General features: G+C 73.4%; 14 protein-coding genes. 8 read left to right on the top strand and 6 right to left on the bottom strand.

Features of this window, described 5'->3' with window-relative positions; translation table 11 throughout:
• Positions 1-14: 14 nt before the first annotated feature.
• Both LC193_RS09070 and LC193_RS09065 read right to left on the bottom strand, forming a co-directional pair.
• Positions 15-3332, bottom strand: coding sequence for a S8 family serine peptidase (locus LC193_RS09070; RefSeq protein ID WP_226073166.1), 3318 nt, complete (start codon positions 3330-3332; stop codon positions 15-17).
• A gap of 122 nt (positions 3333-3454) precedes the next feature.
• Positions 3455-4444, bottom strand: coding sequence for a hypothetical protein (locus tag LC193_RS09065; RefSeq protein ID WP_226073165.1), 990 nt, complete (start codon positions 4442-4444; stop codon positions 3455-3457).
• A gap of 233 nt (positions 4445-4677) precedes the next feature.
• Here LC193_RS09065 and LC193_RS09060 point away from each other — a divergent pair, with 233 nt between their 5' ends.
• Entirely contained in the window at positions 4678-5298 is a 621-nt protein-coding gene (locus LC193_RS09060) for a dihydrofolate reductase family protein (RefSeq protein WP_226073164.1), read from the top strand.
• Positions 5299-5357: 59 nt separating this feature from the next.
• On the opposite strand, the gene pepN is transcribed toward LC193_RS09060, so the two are convergent.
• Positions 5358-7961 carry an aminopeptidase N gene (pepN, locus tag LC193_RS09055; RefSeq protein ID WP_226073163.1) on the bottom strand — a complete coding sequence of 868 codons (2604 nt, stop codon included), beginning with the start codon at positions 7959-7961 and terminating at the stop codon, positions 5358-5360.
• Between the two features lie 201 nt (positions 7962-8162).
• Between pepN and LC193_RS09050 the strand changes: the two genes are divergently transcribed.
• The 3 genes from LC193_RS09050 (at position 8163) to LC193_RS09040 (ending at position 10407) form a co-directional block, all read left to right on the top strand.
• Positions 8163-8792 (top strand): mycothiol-dependent nitroreductase Rv2466c family protein, encoded by a 630-nt coding sequence (locus tag LC193_RS09050; protein WP_226073162.1) that lies wholly within the window; start codon positions 8163-8165, stop codon positions 8790-8792.
• Between the two features lie 311 nt (positions 8793-9103).
• Positions 9104-10051: a CU044_5270 family protein gene (locus tag LC193_RS09045; protein ID WP_226073160.1), complete on the top strand. Its 948-nt coding sequence runs from the start codon at positions 9104-9106 to the stop codon at positions 10049-10051.
• An 89-nt stretch (positions 10052-10140) separates the two neighbouring features.
• Positions 10141-10407 carry a hypothetical protein gene (locus LC193_RS09040; RefSeq protein WP_226073158.1) on the top strand — a complete coding sequence of 89 codons (267 nt, stop codon included), beginning with the start codon at positions 10141-10143 and terminating at the stop codon, positions 10405-10407.
• Here LC193_RS09040 and LC193_RS09035 read toward each other — a convergent pair.
• The gene (locus tag LC193_RS09035; RefSeq protein WP_226073156.1) at positions 10364-11281 is read right to left on the bottom strand and encodes a helix-turn-helix transcriptional regulator; all 918 of its coding nucleotides are present in this window, start codon (positions 11279-11281) and stop codon (positions 10364-10366) included. The two genes, LC193_RS09040 and LC193_RS09035, sit on opposite strands and share 44 nt — an antisense overlap.
• A 255-nt stretch (positions 11282-11536) precedes the next feature.
• Between LC193_RS09035 and LC193_RS09030 the strand changes: the two genes are divergently transcribed.
• The gene (locus LC193_RS09030) at positions 11537-11998 is read left to right on the top strand and encodes a YybH family protein (RefSeq protein ID WP_226073154.1); all 462 of its coding nucleotides are present in this window, start codon (positions 11537-11539) and stop codon (positions 11996-11998) included.
• Positions 11999-12156: 158 nt separating this feature from the next.
• On the opposite strand, the gene LC193_RS09025 is transcribed toward LC193_RS09030, so the two are convergent.
• Positions 12157-12798, bottom strand: coding sequence for a superoxide dismutase (locus tag LC193_RS09025; RefSeq protein ID WP_226073152.1), 642 nt, complete (start codon positions 12796-12798; stop codon positions 12157-12159).
• A 186-nt stretch (positions 12799-12984) separates the two neighbouring features.
• On the opposite strand from LC193_RS09025, the gene LC193_RS09020 reads away from it, so the two are divergent.
• From LC193_RS09020 to LC193_RS09010, 3 genes are all read left to right on the top strand, one after another.
• Entirely contained in the window at positions 12985-13572 is a 588-nt protein-coding gene (locus tag LC193_RS09020) for a biotin transporter BioY (protein ID WP_226073150.1), read from the top strand.
• 79 nt (positions 13573-13651) lie between these two features.
• Positions 13652-14128 carry a ribose-5-phosphate isomerase gene (locus LC193_RS09015; RefSeq protein WP_086160514.1) on the top strand — a complete coding sequence of 159 codons (477 nt, stop codon included), beginning with the start codon at positions 13652-13654 and terminating at the stop codon, positions 14126-14128.
• Between the two features lie 10 nt (positions 14129-14138).
• The gene (locus tag LC193_RS09010; RefSeq protein ID WP_226073148.1) at positions 14139-14999 is read left to right on the top strand and encodes an Fpg/Nei family DNA glycosylase; all 861 of its coding nucleotides are present in this window, start codon (positions 14139-14141) and stop codon (positions 14997-14999) included.
• 97 nt (positions 15000-15096) lie between these two features.
• Here LC193_RS09010 and LC193_RS09005 read toward each other — a convergent pair whose 3' ends face one another.
• On the bottom strand, positions 15097-16326 hold the full coding sequence (locus LC193_RS09005) for a GNAT family N-acetyltransferase (protein ID WP_226078525.1): 1230 nt from the start codon (positions 16324-16326) through the stop codon (positions 15097-15099).
• Positions 16327-16438: the final 112 nt, after the last annotated feature.

The following is a 16438-nucleotide window of genomic DNA, read 5'->3' as shown; positions in this document are numbered from 1 at the left end:
CTGGCGCGCTCCGGTTACGGAGTGACGTGGTGGATGACCAGCTGGCCGCTGCCGGTGAGCGTGCCGGCCTCGTTCAGCAGCCGGACCTCGCCGAACACCTCGCGCCCGTGCCCGGCCTCGGCCGCCGCGGCGGTCGCGGTGATCTGTGCGGGGACCGACGTGGTCTCGCCGGTGTCCAGCTCGATCACGCGGTCCTCGTCGACCGTGATCACGCCGAGCCCCTCGCTGAGGTAGGCGTCCCGGTACGCGTAGGTCGTGGTGCCCTGCGGCACCGAGTAGCCGTGCACCTCCACGGTGTACGTGCCGGGCTCCGGCGCGTCGAGCCGGATCGTCTCCTCGGAGCCCGAGCTGGTCGAGCTGTCCACCAGCTCGCCGTCCCGGTACACGAACAGGTCCAGGTCGGCCCCCGGGTCGGCGGGCGAGCCGATCGTCGCGGTGAACGAGGAGACGCCGTCGCCGAGCACGACCTCGTTCGTCAGGTACTCGCCGTGCCCGATCTCCGGGGTCGCGTCGAGCGCCGAGCCCAGCTCGCCCGACTCCGCGGTGCCCGTGAGCGGCGCGAAGTCGTTGGTGACGCCCCAGGCGACGTTGGCGGGGACGCCCGCGTCGACGTGTCCGAGTTCGAGGGTCTGCGGGTTGAACGTGGTGCCGAGCGCCGTCGCGGTGATCTCGTACGGGTTGTTCAGCAGCGGCGAGGTGCGCCGGGACTCGACCTCGATCTCCCACACGCCCGGCGTCGGGTCGGCGTAGGACCGCAGGTCGGGGCGGCACTCGTTGGCCGGGTTGTCGAAGTTCGGGTAGCACATGGTGGTGCTCGACTCGTCGGCCGGCGTGCCCCACGGGGTGATGGCGATCCACCGCGTCTGGCTGCCCTCGGCGAGGCCGTTCATCGCGACTTCGAGCGTCCTGGTGCCCTCGGGGACGGTGACGAAGTAGGACGTCGAGTCGTTGCGCTGCGCGGTGCCTGACGCGGTGACCGAGAAGTCGGGCGCCGAGAGCTCCTGCGGCACGATGACGGTGGCCAGGATCTGGTGGTCGACGCCGTGCGTGCGGCGGTCGTCGACTTCGAGGACCGCGCTGTGCGCGCCCAGCGAGCGCGGGCGGGCCTGGAGGGTGACGGTCACGGGCTCGTTCAGCGGCAGCGTCACCGTGGAGCGGCCGTCGATGCGGAACGTGCGCTCGTGGTTGTTGACCAGCCGCAACGAGTGCCGCACGGGGCGCTCGGGGCCCGTGGTGCGGGTGATCGTCACCTCGTAGGACTCCGACTCGCCGACGGCCGGGGCCGATTCGCGGTCGTAGACGCCGGTGCCGAAGCCGGGCTCGGCCAGGTACTCGGCCATGTCGTGGTCGACGGGCGCCCGCACGGCGTACTCGTGCGCGGTCGCGCCGCGCGTGATCAGGCGCCAGGCGCCCTCCACGTCGACGAGTCCAGCGCCCTGCTCGTGCGCCTGAACGCCGCTGATCGGGTCGGCCGAGCTGGTCAGCGCGGTGCGCAGGTCGGCGGCCGACAGGTCGATGCCGCGCTGGCCGGCCGCGGAGAGCAGCAGGGCGGCGGCGCCCGCCACCTGCGGCGAGGACATCGAGGTGCCCTGGAGCATGCCGTACCCGGGCGGCAGGGCGTAGCCGGCCTCGGCCACCGGGTTGCCCGGCTGCCAGGTCGGGATGGTGTTGATGGAGGCGCCCGGGCCGGTGACGGTCGGCTTGAAGCCGCCGTCGTCGCGCGGCCCCGCCGAGGAGAACGGCAGCATCGCGTAGCGGGTGCGCACGCCGGAGCCGTAGTTCGCGGCCCACGTCTCGCGGGAGATCGAGGCGCCGACGCTGACGACCTTCTCGGCGACGGAGGGGTCGCCGACGGTGTTCGTGCCCGGGCCGTCGTTGCCCGCGGAGATGAACAGCTGGACGTCGTAGGTGTCGATCAGCTCGGTGTACAGGTGGGCGCGCGCGTTGTTGCCGTCGTTCAGCGCGGGCAGCCCGCCGATGGACACGTTGACGAGGTCGACGTCGCGGTTGACGACGAGGTCGATCATGCCCTCGAACAGGGCGGTGTAGGTGCAGCCGCCGCCGAACACGCACGCGCGCGAGGACACGACCTGCGCGCCGGGCGCGGCGCCGTCCATCCTGCCGCCGAACAGCCCGTTCGCCGCGGTGATGCCCGCGACGTGCGTGCCGTGCCGTCCCGAGACGATGCCGATGTTGACGAAGTCCCTGGTCTGGCCGACCCAATCGCCGCCGTAGGGGTCCATCGGGACGTCCTCGCGGATCTCGACGACGAACGGTATCGCCTCGGCGATCTCCGTCTCCGGGTCGTCGGTGCCGAACGCGCCGATGTCGTGGCTCTCGCGGTAGGGCGTCATCGCGGCGTCGTCGGTGAAGTCGCCGTTGTTGTTCGTGTCCACCCGGACGGTGCCGGCCTCGGCGTCGTACAGCAGGGCCCAGGAGTCGGTGGTGTCGCCGTCCCGGTTCACGTCCCCGCCGATCTCGCCGATGGCGATGCGCTCGGAGAACACGTTGATCAGGTAGTCGCCCTCGGGCGCGGTCCACTCGCGGTCCTGGTACGTGAACGAGGGGCCGCTGACCTCGGTGAGCATCGGGCGCCAGCTGGCGTCGCCGTCGATGATCGGGTCGGTGGCGGTGACCGAGTCCACGATCTTGCGCTCGCCCGTGGTGGTCTCCTGGAGCGCGGGGTGGGCGAGGTCGACGCCGGTGTCGAGCACACCGATGGTGACGCCGCGCCCGTCGTACCTGCGGTGGTCGTCGACGAAGTCGACGGCGCCGGTCTCGTGGGAGGGCTGGTACGGGTTCTCGGCGCGGGTGTCCTCGTCGGGCGCGGGGTAGCGGCGCTCGGCCGAAGCCGTCTGGGCGGACGCGCCGGCCGCGGGCAGCGGGTCGGGCACCTGGATGACGTCGTTCAGGTCGACGGCGCGCACCGCGTCGAGGCCGGTGGCCTCGTCGATGGCCGCGTCGGCGCGGCCGGTGGGCACGGTCGCGCGCACGTAGCCGATGCTGTCCTCGGTGAAGCCGACGGATGCCCCGGGGACGGAGTCGAGGCGTTCGGCGACCGCGTCGGTCTCACCCGGCTCGGTGGCGAGCAGCAGGGTGACGAACGGCTCGTCCGCGGCCTTGGCCTCGGCGAGCAGCGCGGCGTCCCGCGTGCTGAACTTCTCGCCGATCGGCTTGTCGGCCGGCGGCTGCGGGGCCTGGTCGTCGGCCAGGGCGGGCGTGGCCCCGGCCAGGGAGAGGGCTGCGACGAGACCGGCGGCGAGCACGCTGTTGCGCACGCGCCGTCGACCGGGAGGCAGGGGGAGGGAACCGGATCTCAGTGACATGGACATCCTTGTGGGAAACCGGAAGGATGACCGGTCATCTTACGGAGATGATCACACTCTGAGGGGGGATGCCGAAAAGTTGTCGGATTCCCGTCACGAAGGTTTGGGCCCGCGCCCCTCCGATGGCCTCAGCGTGGCAGGACCACGACATACGTCGCGGGCGGCCGGTCCGCGGCGGCGCGCAGCGCGGCCCGGATCGCGTCGGCCTGCGCGCCCGGCGAACAGCGCAGCTCACGCGGTGTCGGGCGGACCAGGGTGATGCCGAGCCCCGCGAGCGTCTGCCGCCTGCGCAGGGCGGTGCCCGGCTCCGCCACGGCCTGCCCGCGCTGCCGCGGCGGCCCGCCCTCGATCCGCACGGCGACCGCGCGTTCGGGCCAGTAGGCGTCCACCGCGCACAGGAAGGGGCCGTCGGGCAGCCACAGTCCGACGTTCCAGCAGGGCGCGGGAAGGCCGCCGTGCCGCACCGCCGCGAGCAGCGACTCCTCGGCCAGCGCGCGGCTCTCCGACAGCAGCGTCTCGACCGCCGCGACCACCTGCGGCTGCCCGGCCGGCCTGATCCGGGACAGCTCCCGGAGCACCTCCTGCGGCTCGCAGTACCCGCCCCGCACGGCCTCGGTCAGCAGCCGCCGCACCGGCACATCGCCGGACAGCCGGCCCACCGCGTCGGCCAGCGCCCGTGCCACCGGCGCGAGGGGGAAGCCGCCGCGCCGCACCGGCTCCGGCATGTGGCGGGTGCGCACGATGCGGGCGATGCCCACGGAACGCAGCCGCCGCACCTGGGGCACCAGCACATCGACGCGGTCCAGGGCGTTGGCCGGCGGCACGGCGGTGAAACCGTGCCGTTCGAGGGCCGCGAGCCCGGTGATCACCGCCTCGCCGAACGGCCCGCCGGTGTAGCGCAGCACCGCGTGCAGCGTCTCGGCACCGGTGAGGGGGCCGTGGTGCAGCACGAAGACGCCGGGCAGCGGCATCTGCCACGGGCCGCCCGGCCGGCAGCGCCGGTGGGCCACCGCGGGCTGCACCCCGTGCCGGCGCAGCTCCGCCGTCGTCAGCACCGGGAGCGACGTGTCGGCGAGCCGGTGCAGGGGCTGCGGGCTGAGGGGCGTGTTGTCGGTCATGCTGCGGCGATTCCCCCGCCATGCCCGCTCCCCACCTCTGTTACAGAGCCGTCGGCAAATGGGGACAACTCCCCAATAGATGCACAGTAGTTCGCCCCTCGGGCAGCCGTGCGGAGCGCGTGGGCGCGCCCCCGGCGGACGGCCGGTCACCGCGCTGTCCCGGCACGCGCGATGAGTTCGGCACCCGACGAGGGTCACCCCTGTGGAACGACCAACAGGAAAGAGTGATCGAGATGAACGACGGTCCGGCGGCCGACGAGCGGCGGCAGCACGTGTTCGCCTTCCTGTTCTGCTCCCTGGACGGCTACCACGAGGGGCCGGGCGGGGAAGTGGACTGGGGGCTGCACGACGAGGAGTTCTTCGACTGGAACCTGCGGCAGACCCGGGAGGTGGGCGCCCTGCTGCTCGGTCGGCGCACCCACGAGCACTTCGCCGAGGTCTGGACGGCGCCCGCCACCGCGGAACGGCTGCCCGAGGTCACGGCCTTCATGAACGCCGTGCCCAAGACGGTGGTGACCGGCGGCGGCCAGGTCACCCCCTGGGAGGGCACCCGCGTCACCGACGGCGGCGATCTGCCCGGCGAGGTCGAACGGCTCCGGCGGGAGTCCGCCGGCGATGTCGCGGTCTTCGGCAGTTCCGGCCTCACCGCGACCCTGCTGGAGCAGGGCCTGGTGGACGAACTGCGGATCCTGCTGCACCCGGTGCTGCTGGGAGGCGGGCGGAGCCTGTTCGCCGGCCTGAGGGAGCGCGTCGACCTGACGGCCGGGGCGGTGACCGTGTTCAGGTCGGGCAACGTCCTCCTGCGGTACCGGCCGTCAGGTCCCGCCGCGCCCCCGCGGGAGCCGGTCGCGTGACCCGGCGCGCGTCCGCCTGACCTCGCCCCGCGGACGCGCGGGCCCGGACGCCCCCCTCGCTACCCGCGCGGCGCGTCCGCCGCCTGGGCGCGCAGGGCGCGCGCCAGGTCGTCGCGCTCCTCAAGGACCAGGCGGCGCAGGGCCGGTGCCGCGTCCGCGTGCTCGGCCAGCCACGCGTCCGTGGCCGCGAGGACCGACCGGTCGCCGTGCGCCGGGAACAGGCCGTGGATCAGGGCCATCGCGGTCTCGATCGTCCGCTCGCGCCACACGTCCCGCAGCATGGCGAAGTAGCGCGGCACGTACGGGTCGAGCAGGTCGGACCGACCCGGGCGGGCGAAGCCCGCGATGGTCGCCTCGGTGAGCGCGTTCGACAGCCGGTCGGACTCGGCCACGTCCCGCCAGGCGGCGGCCTTCACCTCGGCCGAGGGCCGCGCCGCGAGGCAGCGCACCTGGTGCCTGCGGCCCGACGCGGTGTCGTCGCGCGCGAGTTCGGCGTCGATCTCGGCCGCGCCCGCGTGCCCGCTCGCGGCGAGCGGTTCGAGGAACGCCCAGCGCAGCTCCTGGTCGACATCGAGGCCGTCGATGCGCGCGGTGCCCGCGAGCAGCCCGGTCAGCAGCTGCGCGTCCGCGTCCGAGCCGGCGCACGCCGCGAGGAACCGCGCCCACGCCACCTGGTGGTCACTGCCCGGCGTCGCCCGCCGCAGCTCCCCGACCGCCGTGTCCGCGAGCGCGGCGCGCGCCGCCTCGCGCCCTTCCGGCGCCGTGTACCGCAGCTGCGCCGTGCGCGCCCACGCGTGCACCATCTGCAATACCCCGACCTGCGACTCCTGCCCCGCGAACTCCCGCACCAGGCTCAGGAATTCGTGCGCCGGCAGCAGGGCGTCGCGGGTCAGGTTCCACAGCGCGGACCAGCACAGGGCGCGGGCCAGCGGATCGGTGATCGCCCCGAGGCCCGAACGCAGGCCGTCGAGCGACCGTTCGTCGAAACGCGTCTTGCAGTACGTCAGGTCGTCGTCGTTGACCAGGACGAACGCGGGTGCCGGCTGCCCGGTCAGCTCGGGCACCGGCGTGCTCGGCCCCGAGACGTCGACCTCGGCGCGCGCGTAGCGTTCGATCGGCCCGCCGGGCCCGGTCGGCCCGTACAGGCCGACGGCGACCCGGTGCGGGCGCAGCGTGGGGTGCTCGGGGGACGCCTCCTGGAGCACGGAGAGACCGGTGATCCGCCCCTCGGCGTCGTACGTGACCCGCGGCGTGAGCACGTTGACGCCCGTGGTCTCCAGCCAGGCCCGCGACCAGGCCGGCATGTCGCGGCCCGAGGTCTCCGAGAGCACGTCGAGGAGGCCGGTCAGCCGGGTGTTGCCGTAGGCGTGGCGCCTGAAGTAGCGGCGGGCGCCTTCGAGGAACGCCTCCCGGCCCGCGTAGGCGACCAGCTGCTTGAGGACGGAGGCGCCCTTGGCGTACGTGATGCCGTCGAAGTTGAGCTTGGCGTCCTGGAGGTCGCGGATGTCGGCCGTGACCGGGTGGGTCGAGGGCAGCTGGTCGGCGCGGTAGGCCCACGCCTTGCGGCGGTTGGCGAACGCGATCCAGCCCTCGTCGAAACGGGTCGCCTCCACGAGCGAGAACGCCCCCATGAAGTCGGCGAACGACTCCTTGAGCCACAGGTCGTCCCACCACTCCATCGTGACCAGGTCGCCGAACCACATGTGCGCCATCTCGTGCAGCAGCGTGTTGGCCCGGCCCTGGTGGGCCGCGCGCGTGGTCCGGCCGCGGAAGACGTACTCCTCGCGGAACGTCACCAGGCCCGGGTTCTCCATCGCGCCGATGTTGTACTCGGGCACGAACGCCTGGTCGTAGGTCCCGAACGGGTACGGGTAGTCGAAGTGCTCGTGGAAGAAGTCGAGGCCCTGCTTGGTGAGGGTGAAGATCTCCTCGTGGTCGAAGTGCCGGGCCAGGCCCTTGCGGCACAGCGCCCCGAGCGGGATGTCGAGGACCGAGCCGTCGGGCAGTTCGCGCCGGTAGTGGTCGGTCACGTAGTGGTACGGGCCGGCGACGACGGCCGTGATGTACGTGGAGATCGGCCGCGTGGTGGCGAACGTCCAGGTGGCGGCGGCCGGCCCGGAGCCCGCCACATCGGTCCTGCCGGTCTCCGCGCCGTTGCCGAGCACGACCCAGTCGGCGGGCGCGGTCACACGGAAGTCGAACGGCGCCTTGAGGTCCGGCTGTTCGAAGTTCGCGAACACGCGGCGGGCGTCGGCGGGCTCGTACTGCGTGTACAGGTACGTCTCGCCGTCCTCGGGGTCCACGAAGTGGTGCATCCCCTCGCCGGTGCGGCTGTAGGCGCAGGCGGCGTCCACCACCAGCTCGTTCTCCCGGGCGAGGCCGGCCAGGGCGATGCGGGAGCCGTCGAAGACCTGGTCCACGTTCAGCGGCCGGCCGTTCAGCGTCACCGAGTGCACGTGCGGCGCGAGCAGGTCGGCGAACGAGGCCGCGCCCTCCCGCGCGCAGGAGAAGCGGATGGTGGTGGTCGAGCGGAACGTGCGCGGTCCCGACTCCGGCGCGGGGCCCACCGCGGAGCGCAGGTCGAGTGCCACCTCGTACCCGTGGACGGTCAGCAGCCCGGCCCGTTCGCGGGCCTCGTCACGGGTCAGGTTCTCTCCGGGCACTGCGCCTCCCTGGTTCCGGACCGATATCCGGTTTACTCCCATTGCGTGCGCGAGCCAGCATGTCACGCGCCCGGGGCCCGGCGCACGGCGGAATGCCGTGGCGGAATGCGGGGAACGCCCGGCGCGTTGGGCCGGGAAGATCGTGTCGTACCGAGCACGCAGAGCACGCTGATCACACCGAACGCCTGACAGGAGAACGTCATGCCCGAGAAGACGCCCGCAGACTTCTGGTTCGACCCCCTGTGCCCCTGGGCGTGGATGACCTCCCGCTGGATGCTCGAAGTCGAGAAGGTGCGGCCCGTCGAGGTCCGCTGGCACGTGATGAGCCTGTCCGTGCTCAACGAACCGCGCGTCGACGAGCTGCCCGAGCGCTACCGCGAGCTGATGCGCACCGGCTGGGGGCCGGTGCGGGTGTGCATCGCCGCCGAGCAGGAGCACGGCAACGAGGTGCTCGGCCGGCTCTACACGGAGCTGGGCACGCGCATGCACCCGCAGGGCCGCGAGCACGACCGGGAGACGATCACCGAGGCGCTGGTGGCGGCCGGACTGCCGGCCGGTCTCGCCGACGCGGCGGACTCCGACCGGTACGACACGGAGCTGCGCGCCTCGCACAAGGCGGGCATCGACCTGGTCGGCCAGGACGTCGGCACGCCCGTGATCGCGGTGCCCGGCGCGGACGGCGGGCAGATCGCGTTCTTCGGCCCCGTGGTCACCCCGGCGCCCAAGGGCGAGGCGGCGGCCCGGCTGTGGGACGGCACGCTCCTGGTCGCGAGCACGCCCGGCTTCTACGAGATCAAGCGGACCCGCGACGTCGGCCCGCAGTTCGACTGACCCCTGCGGACGCCCCACCCGGCGGGCGCGACGACGACGGCCCCCGCGCGATCCTCACGCGCGGGGGCCGTGCCCTCGGACGCGCCAGGTGCGCCAGGTGCGGACGCGGTCGGCTGCGCCGCACAGCGCGTTGCGGGCGGGCAGCGGACGGCGGCTGCCCGTCACTCGGTTCTTGGCGCGTTCTCGTCGGTGCGGTGCAGCGGATCGGAAGTTACCGGCCCTGTTCGGCGGGGAGGGGCTTACGATCCGGCAGGCGGCGCGGGCGCTGGGGTGCGGCGCGGCCACGTGCTCGGTGCTTCGGAGGGGCGGACATGGGCGTGAGCGAGGACGGCAGGGCGTTGTCGGCGGGGGCTGACCCGGCGGACGGTCTCGTGGTGGATGAGGAGCGGGCGCGAGCCGACCCGGAGACGGTCGCGGCGTGCGAGGTTCCCGGGACGGCCGGCCGCCGGGGGCGGCGGGTGGGGGTGGTGCCCGCTGTGGCGGCCGGGATGGCCGCCACCGCCGGCGTCGCCGCTCTCGTTCTCCTCCCGGAAGCGGGCGGAGATGCCGGGAGGGCACACGCGGTCACGCCGCCGCCGCTGCGGTATGTCTCCGCCGCTGCGGACCGGTCGGCCTCGGAGGTGCTGGGCGAGATCGCCGACCGTGCCGCCGCCCTGCCCGAGCCGACGGGGAAGGCGGTCGGGACCAGGTACCGGGTCTGGTCGCTGTCGACCCAGGTCGCCTCGGGATCGGTGACATCGGAGGTCGTGGCCACGGATGTCCGCAACGAATGGCACCCCGATGGCTCCCTCACTCAGATCCAGGAGACACCGGAAGGTGCGGAGACTTTCACCGACGCACCGAGCGCCTACGCGCAGCCCGCCCCGGCCGGTGACGAGGCGTTCGCTGCCTGGTTGGAGGCCGCCCACGGCCGGCCCACCGGCGACATCATGGCGCTCCAGGCGGCGGCCCATGACCTGGTCACGCAGCAGGCCCTCGGTCCCGACCAGCGTGCCGCCTTCCTGCGGATGCTCGCCGGCACAGAGGGGCTGGAGTACGACGGCGAGGTGACCGACCGGGCCGGCCGCGACGGGCAGGCGTTCTCCGCCGTGTCCTCCAGCAGCGGCCTGCCCACGCGCTACACGTTCATCATCGACCCGGCCACCGGCGACGTACTCGGGCAGGAGGACACCCTGACGGAGAGCGCGGGCGAACTCGACGTTCCGATTCCCTCGGTCATCGGCTACGAGGTCTACCTTCCCCCGGTCCTGGAGTCCTGACCACGGACGAACACGCCCTGCGCGAAGCGCCGGAGAGCCCGCCGGACGCGCTGTGGCAGCCGGCCCGGAACCGGGCCACCATGGTCGGCATGAGGACGCGCCTTGTCGACCCCAGGGACACCACCTGGGAGCGGGACCACGCCGACTACCGGGTCTCCTTCTGGGATGTTCCCGCGGTCGCGTCGCACGAGTACGAGATCCTGGACGAGACCGACATCGGAGAACTTTTGGACTGGGCGCGGGAGTACGCGGCGGAACGCGGCTGGACCTGGACCGTCTACGCCGCTGCGACCGACCGCGGCGAACGGGGGCTCATCCGGCTCGCCGGCGTCCTCGGCGACCCGTTCGCCCAGTGACGTCCGCGACGCGGCCGGTCGGCCCGCGGGGTGGGCCCGTGCGTGCACGTGTCAGCACGCGGATCCTTTCCGCGTCCTGCTCCCGTTCGGGGGTGTAGAGGACGAGCCCAAGGCCGCGCGAGTCGTCGATGGAGCAGGACTCGTAGTGCAGGGCGATCCTTCCCACGGGAGTGTCGACGAGGTGCTTGACGCCGTTGCCGAGCGTGCCGACATCGTTCGAGTCCCACATCGCGGCGAAGTCGGGGCTGGCCTCGTGCAGTTCCTCGATCAGCGCTGCCGCCCGCGGCGCGTATCCCTGCCACCGCGCCAGTTCCAGGCGGAACGTCGCGACGGCGCGTCTCGCCTCGCGCGCCCAGTCCCCGAGCCGTGTGCGGGAGCCGGGGTCCGTGAACAGCAGCCGCAGGACGTTGCGTTCCTCCGGGGGAAGCGCCGGGTAGTCGGTGAGCAGCGCCCGCGCCGCATCGTTCCAGGCGATGACGTCCCAGCTCACCGTCTTGATGTAGGCGGGACTCGCGGGGAATCCCGCGACGAGCCGCTCAAGGCGCGCCTGCCGCTCCGGTTCGATCACCGCGGGGGACTCCCGCGGGCGCCCGTACGCGAGCAGGAAGAGGTGTTCGCGTTCCTCGGGGATGAGGTCGAGCGCTGCCGCGACGGCGTCGAGTACCTGCGGGGAGGGCCGGCCTCCTCGGCCCTGTTCGATCCGCGTGTACCACTCGACGCTGATTCCTGCGCGGGCGGCGACATCGGAGCGGCGCAGGCCCGGAGTCCGGCGGCTCCTGCCGGGGGCGCCGGACGCGAGGGGGGCCATGCGTTCGCGCCGGGAGCGCAGGAAGACGCCGAGCGGGTTGTCCAGTAGCTCGTGCAGAGGAGCCACCCCTCTCTACGATGCCGCCGGCCGCGGATGGAGCCGGCCACGCCGTGCCCAGAATATGCGCCCGTCGTGGGCGGGCCCCGGGACCGCTTCCGCCTTCCCGGAGCCCGCGTGCCAGGACCGTGGGGCGCGGGCCGCGTCGAGGCAGGTACTCGTCATGCCCGCATGGGCCGGGGCTGGTTCGGGGCGCCGCGTGGCGTGAGGCTGACGTCAGGCAGTCCGCCACCGTCCATGAGCAACGGGATGAGGAAGCACCGCATGAGCACCGAGAACGTCACCGCGCGCCCCGAGGACCAGGTCCGCCGGCGCATGCTGGAGTGGAAGAAGACCTTCGAGGCCAAGGACGTCGAGGGAATGATGGCGTTCTACGCGCCTGAGGGGTTCACCGGCTTCGATCTCATGCCACCGCTGGAGTTCCGCGGCGGTGAGTTGTGGCGCCAGAACTGGATCGGTTTCCTCGGCGCGTTCGAGGGCTCTCCCGGGCTGGAGTTCCGCGATCTCCAGGTCTTCGCCTCCGGAGATCTGTCCTTCGTCCGCACCTTCACGCGCATCTTCGGAACGATGGGCGGCAGCCCCGTCGACATGTGGGTGCGCCAGACGAACTGCTTCCGCCTCGTCGACGGGGAGTGGCTGATGATCCACGACCACGTGTCGGTACCGGCCGACTTGGCCACGGGGCGCGCGTTGACCGAGCTGGCTCCGGCCGGGGCGCCCAGCTGAACCCTGCCGCCCCCGCGCCCGGGCCGCCGGCGGCCGAAGGGGAGGAGCGGGCGCGACGACGGCGGCCCCCGCGCGATCCTCACGCGCGGGGGCCGTGCCCTCGCCGGCCGCCTGCCCGGTGAAGGGGAGTGAGAAGACGATCAGGCGGCCGGGGGTCCTCAGGGGGCGAGCAGGAGCGTGTGCGCGCGCTCCCTGGCGGCCGTGAACCGGGCCGCGACATCCTGCCAGTCGACCACGCGCCACATCGCCTCGACGAAGTCGACCTTCTGGTTGCGGTACTGGAGGTAGAAGGCGTGCTCCCAGGCGTCGAACACCAGGACGGGCACGGAGCCCTGGCCGACGTTCCCCTGGTGGTCGTAGACCTGCTCGACGATCAGGCGCCCGCTGACCGGCTCGTAGGCCAGCACGCCCCATCCCGAGCCCTGCGTGGTCGCGGCGGCCTTGGACAGCTGCGCCTTGAAGCGGGCGAACGAGCCGAACGACTCGGCGATCGCGTCCGCCAGCTCGCCCGTGCCGTCGCGTTCCAGGGGCTCGCCGCCGCCGTCACCGGTCATGTTGTGCCAGTAGATGGAGTGCAGGATGTGGCCCGAGAGGTGGAACGCGAGGTTCTTCTCCAGGCCGTTGATCGCCGCCCACTGGTCCTTCTCCCTGGCCTCCGCGAGCTGCTCAAGGGTGTCGTTGGCGCCCTTGACGTAGCCGGCGTGGTGCTTGTCGTGGTGCAGCTCGATGATCTCGCCGCTGATGACCGGCTCCAGCGCGGAGTAGTCGTAGGGGAGGTCGGGGAGGGTGTACGTGGCCATGCCGTTGCCCATCTCCACTAAGTGCTTGTCGACGCTTATTGCATATGACTTGCAAGAACACGCTACCAGCGTTCCGCCGGGCGCGCTGGGGTGTCGCGAAGGTCACGCCGAGCGCGTACGCCCGTTCGGCTAGGGTCGACAGGTTGACTCGTCCACAGGCCCGCCCGTCCCCGAAGGAGTTGCCCCATGAGCACCGCCGTCCTCGCCGACCTGCTGCCGGCCACCACCGCGCCCCGGGCCAGGGCCCGCGACGTGGCCCTCGTCGTCGGCGGTGCCGCGCTCACCGGCGCCGCGGCCCAACTGGCCGTGCCCGTACCGGGATCGCCGGTGCCCGTCACGGGGCAGACGTTCGCCGCGCTGCTCATCGGCGCCTCGTTCGGGCCCGGCCGCGCCTTCCTCTCCCTCCTCCTCTACGCGCTGGCCGGCATGGCCGGCGTGCCGTGGTTCTCCGAGGGCACCTCGGGCGTGGGCATGCCGTCGTTCGGCTACGTCATCGGCATGGGCGCCGCCGCCGTCGCCGTGGGCGCGCTGGCCCGCCGCGGCGGCGACCGCACCGGCCCGCGCACCGCGGGCACCATGGCCGTGGGCATGGCCGTCACCTACGCGATCGGCGTGCCCTACCTCGCACTGGCCACCGGCATGTCGGCGGCCGACGCGGTGGCCGCCGGCCTGGTGCCGTTCCTCATCGGCGACGTGCTCAAGGCGGGCCTGGCCATGGCCGCGCTGCCCGGCGCCTGGTACCTGCTCGGCGACCGGAACGGCGAACGGGACTGACCGCGGGGCCGCGGCGGGCGGGGCCGCGGAGCGGGGACCGGCTCCCGGGCGCCCGCCCGGCCGTGCCACACTCCTCCCCATGCGTGTCTACCTCGGCTCCGACCACGCCGGCTACGAACTCAAGACTCACCTCATCGAGTGGCTGACCGGCCACGGACACGACCCGGTCGACTGCGGGCCGCACCAGTTCGACGCCCAGGACGACTACCCGCCGTTCTGCCTGCGCGCCGCCGAGCGCACCGCCGCCGACCCCGAGGCGCTCGGCATCGTCATCGGCGGTTCCGGCAACGGCGAGGCCATCGCGGCCAACAAGGTCGCCGGAGTGCGCTGCGCCCTCGCCTGGAGCGAGGAGACCGCGCGCCTGGGCCGCGAGCACAACGACGCCAACGTGCTGAGCGTCGGCGCCCGCATGCACACCGCGGACGAGGCCGCCTCGTTCGTCGCCGTGTTCCTGGCCACCCCGTACTCCGGCGAGGAACGGCACAGCCGCCGCATCGGCATGCTCACCGCCTACGAGGCGGACGGCACCCTGCCGCCGCTGCCCGGCCAGGGCTGAGGGGCGGCCCGTGCCCGAGGGTCACACCGTCCACCGGCTCGCCGCCGCGTACGGCCGTACGTTCGGCGGCCGGCCGGTGCGGGCGCTGAGCCCGCAGGGGAAGTTCGCGGCCTCGGCGGCGCTGCTCGACGGGCAGCCGATGACCGCGTCCGAGGCGCACGGCAAGCACCTGTTCCTCGGCTTCGGCGCGGTCGGCTGGGTGCACATCCACCTCGGTCTGTACGGCAAGGTCGCCTTCGGCGACGGCCCGGCGCCCCCGCCCGTCGGCCAGGTCAGGCTGCGGCTGGCCGGTCCCGGCGGCCACGCGGACCTGCGCGGGCCCGCCACGTGCGCGCTCGTCGGGGACGCGGAGAAGGAGGCCGTGCGGGACCGCCTCGGCCCCGACCCGCTGCGCGAGGACGCCGACCCGGAACGCGCCTGGCGCCGCGTCAGCACCGCCCGCAGCCCCATCGCCGCGCTGCTGATGGACCAGAGCGTCGTGGCGGGTCCTGGCAACATCTACCGCGCCGAGGTGCTGTTCCGGCGCGGCATCGGCCCCTACCGGCCGGGCCGCGACCTCAGCCGCGCGGAGTGGGACGGGATCTGGGCCGACCTCGTCGCCCTCATGCGCGAGGGCGTGCGCACCGGCCGCATCGACACCGTGCGGCCCGAGCACACGCCCGAGGCGATGGGCCGCCCGCCGCGCCGGGACGACCACGGCGGCGAGGTGTACGTCTACCGCCGCGCGGGCGCGGACTGCCACGTGTGCGGCGGCGAGGTCCGCGCCGCGGAGCTGGCCGCCCGCAACCTGTTCTGGTGCCAGGGCTGCCAGCCCCACCCGCCGGCGCCCGCGCGGGCGCACGCCGCCCGGGCCGCGCGAGCCGCCGGCTGACGCGCCCCGGCTCACGCCGGGGGCGCCGCCGAGGGGTCCCGGCTGTCGGTGCCGGGCCGTAGCATCGGCCTCACGACACCGGGGGAGGCTCATCGTGTCAGAAGCCGTGGGGCATCCAGGGCGCGAGCGGACTGGTGAACGCGGTCGCGGCGCGCGCCAGCGCGCCGGGCCGCAGTTCCTCGACCCGGCCGGCGGTGGCGAGCGCGGCGAGCGACGTGCCGCCCAGGTAGGCCGCGCCGAGCGCGGCCACCGGGAGCGCCAGGTCGGCGGCGTCCGACGTCGGTTCGCACACCGCGCCCTTCGGGCCGCCGGACAGCCGCCAGCGGCCCTCGTTCCACGGGCAGGACGCGTCGGACACATCGAGCACCACATCCACATCCGTGGCATAGGTGCGCCCCGAGAGCGCCGCGCCCACGTCCATCGGGCGCAGATAGAGCCGGTCCTGCACGCGCGTCCGCGCGCGCCGCACGTCGGAGACCATGTGGAGGAACGCGTCGTCCACCGGGCGGTTGCCGAGCGACAGGGTGCTCATCAGGTCGATGCCCGACAGGTAGCGGAGCAGCGCCCCGTAGGCGGCCGGGTCCGCCGCCTCCAAGTCCCGCACGATCACCGTGCCCTTGGCGCCCGCGGCCTCCCACTCCGGTTTCAGCGCGTACCGCGCGTAGCCGGCCAGTTCACCGTCCCGCTCCGCCAGCACGTACCGCTGCTCGGAGGCACCGGCCCGGTCCTGCGGCGGGTCGAGCAGCGGCAGCCGCTCCCACCCCGGCTGCCGGGGGAACATGCCGGGCCGCGTCCTGGCCAGGCGCGCGTACAGCTCCTCGCAGCGCCCGGCCGCCGCGGCCGGCTCGGCCACGGACAGCGCGATGTCGTCCGCGCCCGCCGGCAGGTCGAGCCCGACCCGGTGGATCTCGATGTCGGCGGCGAGCGACTGCGTCGCGGCGCCGAACCCGAAGCGCCCGTAGATCGCCGGCTCGGACGCGGTCAGGATGGCCAGCGGCTCACCCGACTCCCGGTAGGTGTCCAGCGCCCGGCGCATCATCGAACGGAGCACCCCGCGGCGCCGGTGCGTGGCCGCGACGCTCACCGTGGTCACGCCGGCGGCGGGCAGCGCCGCGCCGCCCGGCACTGTTACTTCCATCGCCAGCGTGCCGAACGTGCCCACCGGCCGGTCGCCGTCCCACAGGCCGAACGACCGGTCGAAGTCGAGCAGATCGCGCCACAGCTGTTGCTCCTCCGGCGCGTCGTGCAGCCCGCCGAACGCCCACTCCAGCGCGTCCAACCAGGCCTTCCAATCGGGCTCAGTAAGGACCCGCAGCTCATTGCTTATATGGTCATGCTTATCAACGTGTCCGCCGCGAAGCGACACAATTACCCCTCCCGAGGTGGCCCGAAGCGGATACAGACCGTGGCAAGGGTTCGACGCGCCGCCGAACGGGTGG

The sequence above is a fragment of the Streptomyces marincola genome (assembly GCF_020410765.1).
GTDB classification, from domain to species: Bacteria; Actinomycetota; Actinomycetes; order Streptomycetales; family Streptomycetaceae; genus Streptomyces; species Streptomyces marincola.
This window is presented reverse-complemented; position numbering and strand designations above follow the sequence as displayed.

Excerpts from the sequence above, each read along its gene's own strand:
- LC193_RS09020 (WP_226073150.1), top strand. The coding sequence starts at position 12,985 with ATGAGCACCGCCGTCCTCGCCGACCTGCTGCCGGCCACCACCGCGCCC.
- LC193_RS09065 (WP_226073165.1), bottom strand. The coding sequence starts at position 4,444 with ATGACCGACAACACGCCCCTCAGCCCGCAGCCCCTGCACCGGCTCGCC.
- LC193_RS09060 (WP_226073164.1), top strand. The coding sequence starts at position 4,678 with ATGAACGACGGTCCGGCGGCCGACGAGCGGCGGCAGCACGTGTTCGCC.
- LC193_RS09030 (WP_226073154.1), top strand. The coding sequence starts at position 11,537 with ATGAGCACCGAGAACGTCACCGCGCGCCCCGAGGACCAGGTCCGCCGG.
- LC193_RS09040 (WP_226073158.1), top strand. The coding sequence starts at position 10,141 with ATGAGGACGCGCCTTGTCGACCCCAGGGACACCACCTGGGAGCGGGAC.
- LC193_RS09015 (WP_086160514.1), top strand. The coding sequence starts at position 13,652 with ATGCGTGTCTACCTCGGCTCCGACCACGCCGGCTACGAACTCAAGACT.
- LC193_RS09050 (WP_226073162.1), top strand. The coding sequence starts at position 8,163 with ATGCCCGAGAAGACGCCCGCAGACTTCTGGTTCGACCCCCTGTGCCCC.
- LC193_RS09045 (WP_226073160.1), top strand. The coding sequence starts at position 9,104 with ATGGGCGTGAGCGAGGACGGCAGGGCGTTGTCGGCGGGGGCTGACCCG.
- LC193_RS09070 (WP_226073166.1), bottom strand. The coding sequence starts at position 3,332 with ATGTCCATGTCACTGAGATCCGGTTCCCTCCCCCTGCCTCCCGGTCGA.
- LC193_RS09025 (WP_226073152.1), bottom strand. The coding sequence starts at position 12,798 with ATGGCCACGTACACCCTCCCCGACCTCCCCTACGACTACTCCGCGCTG.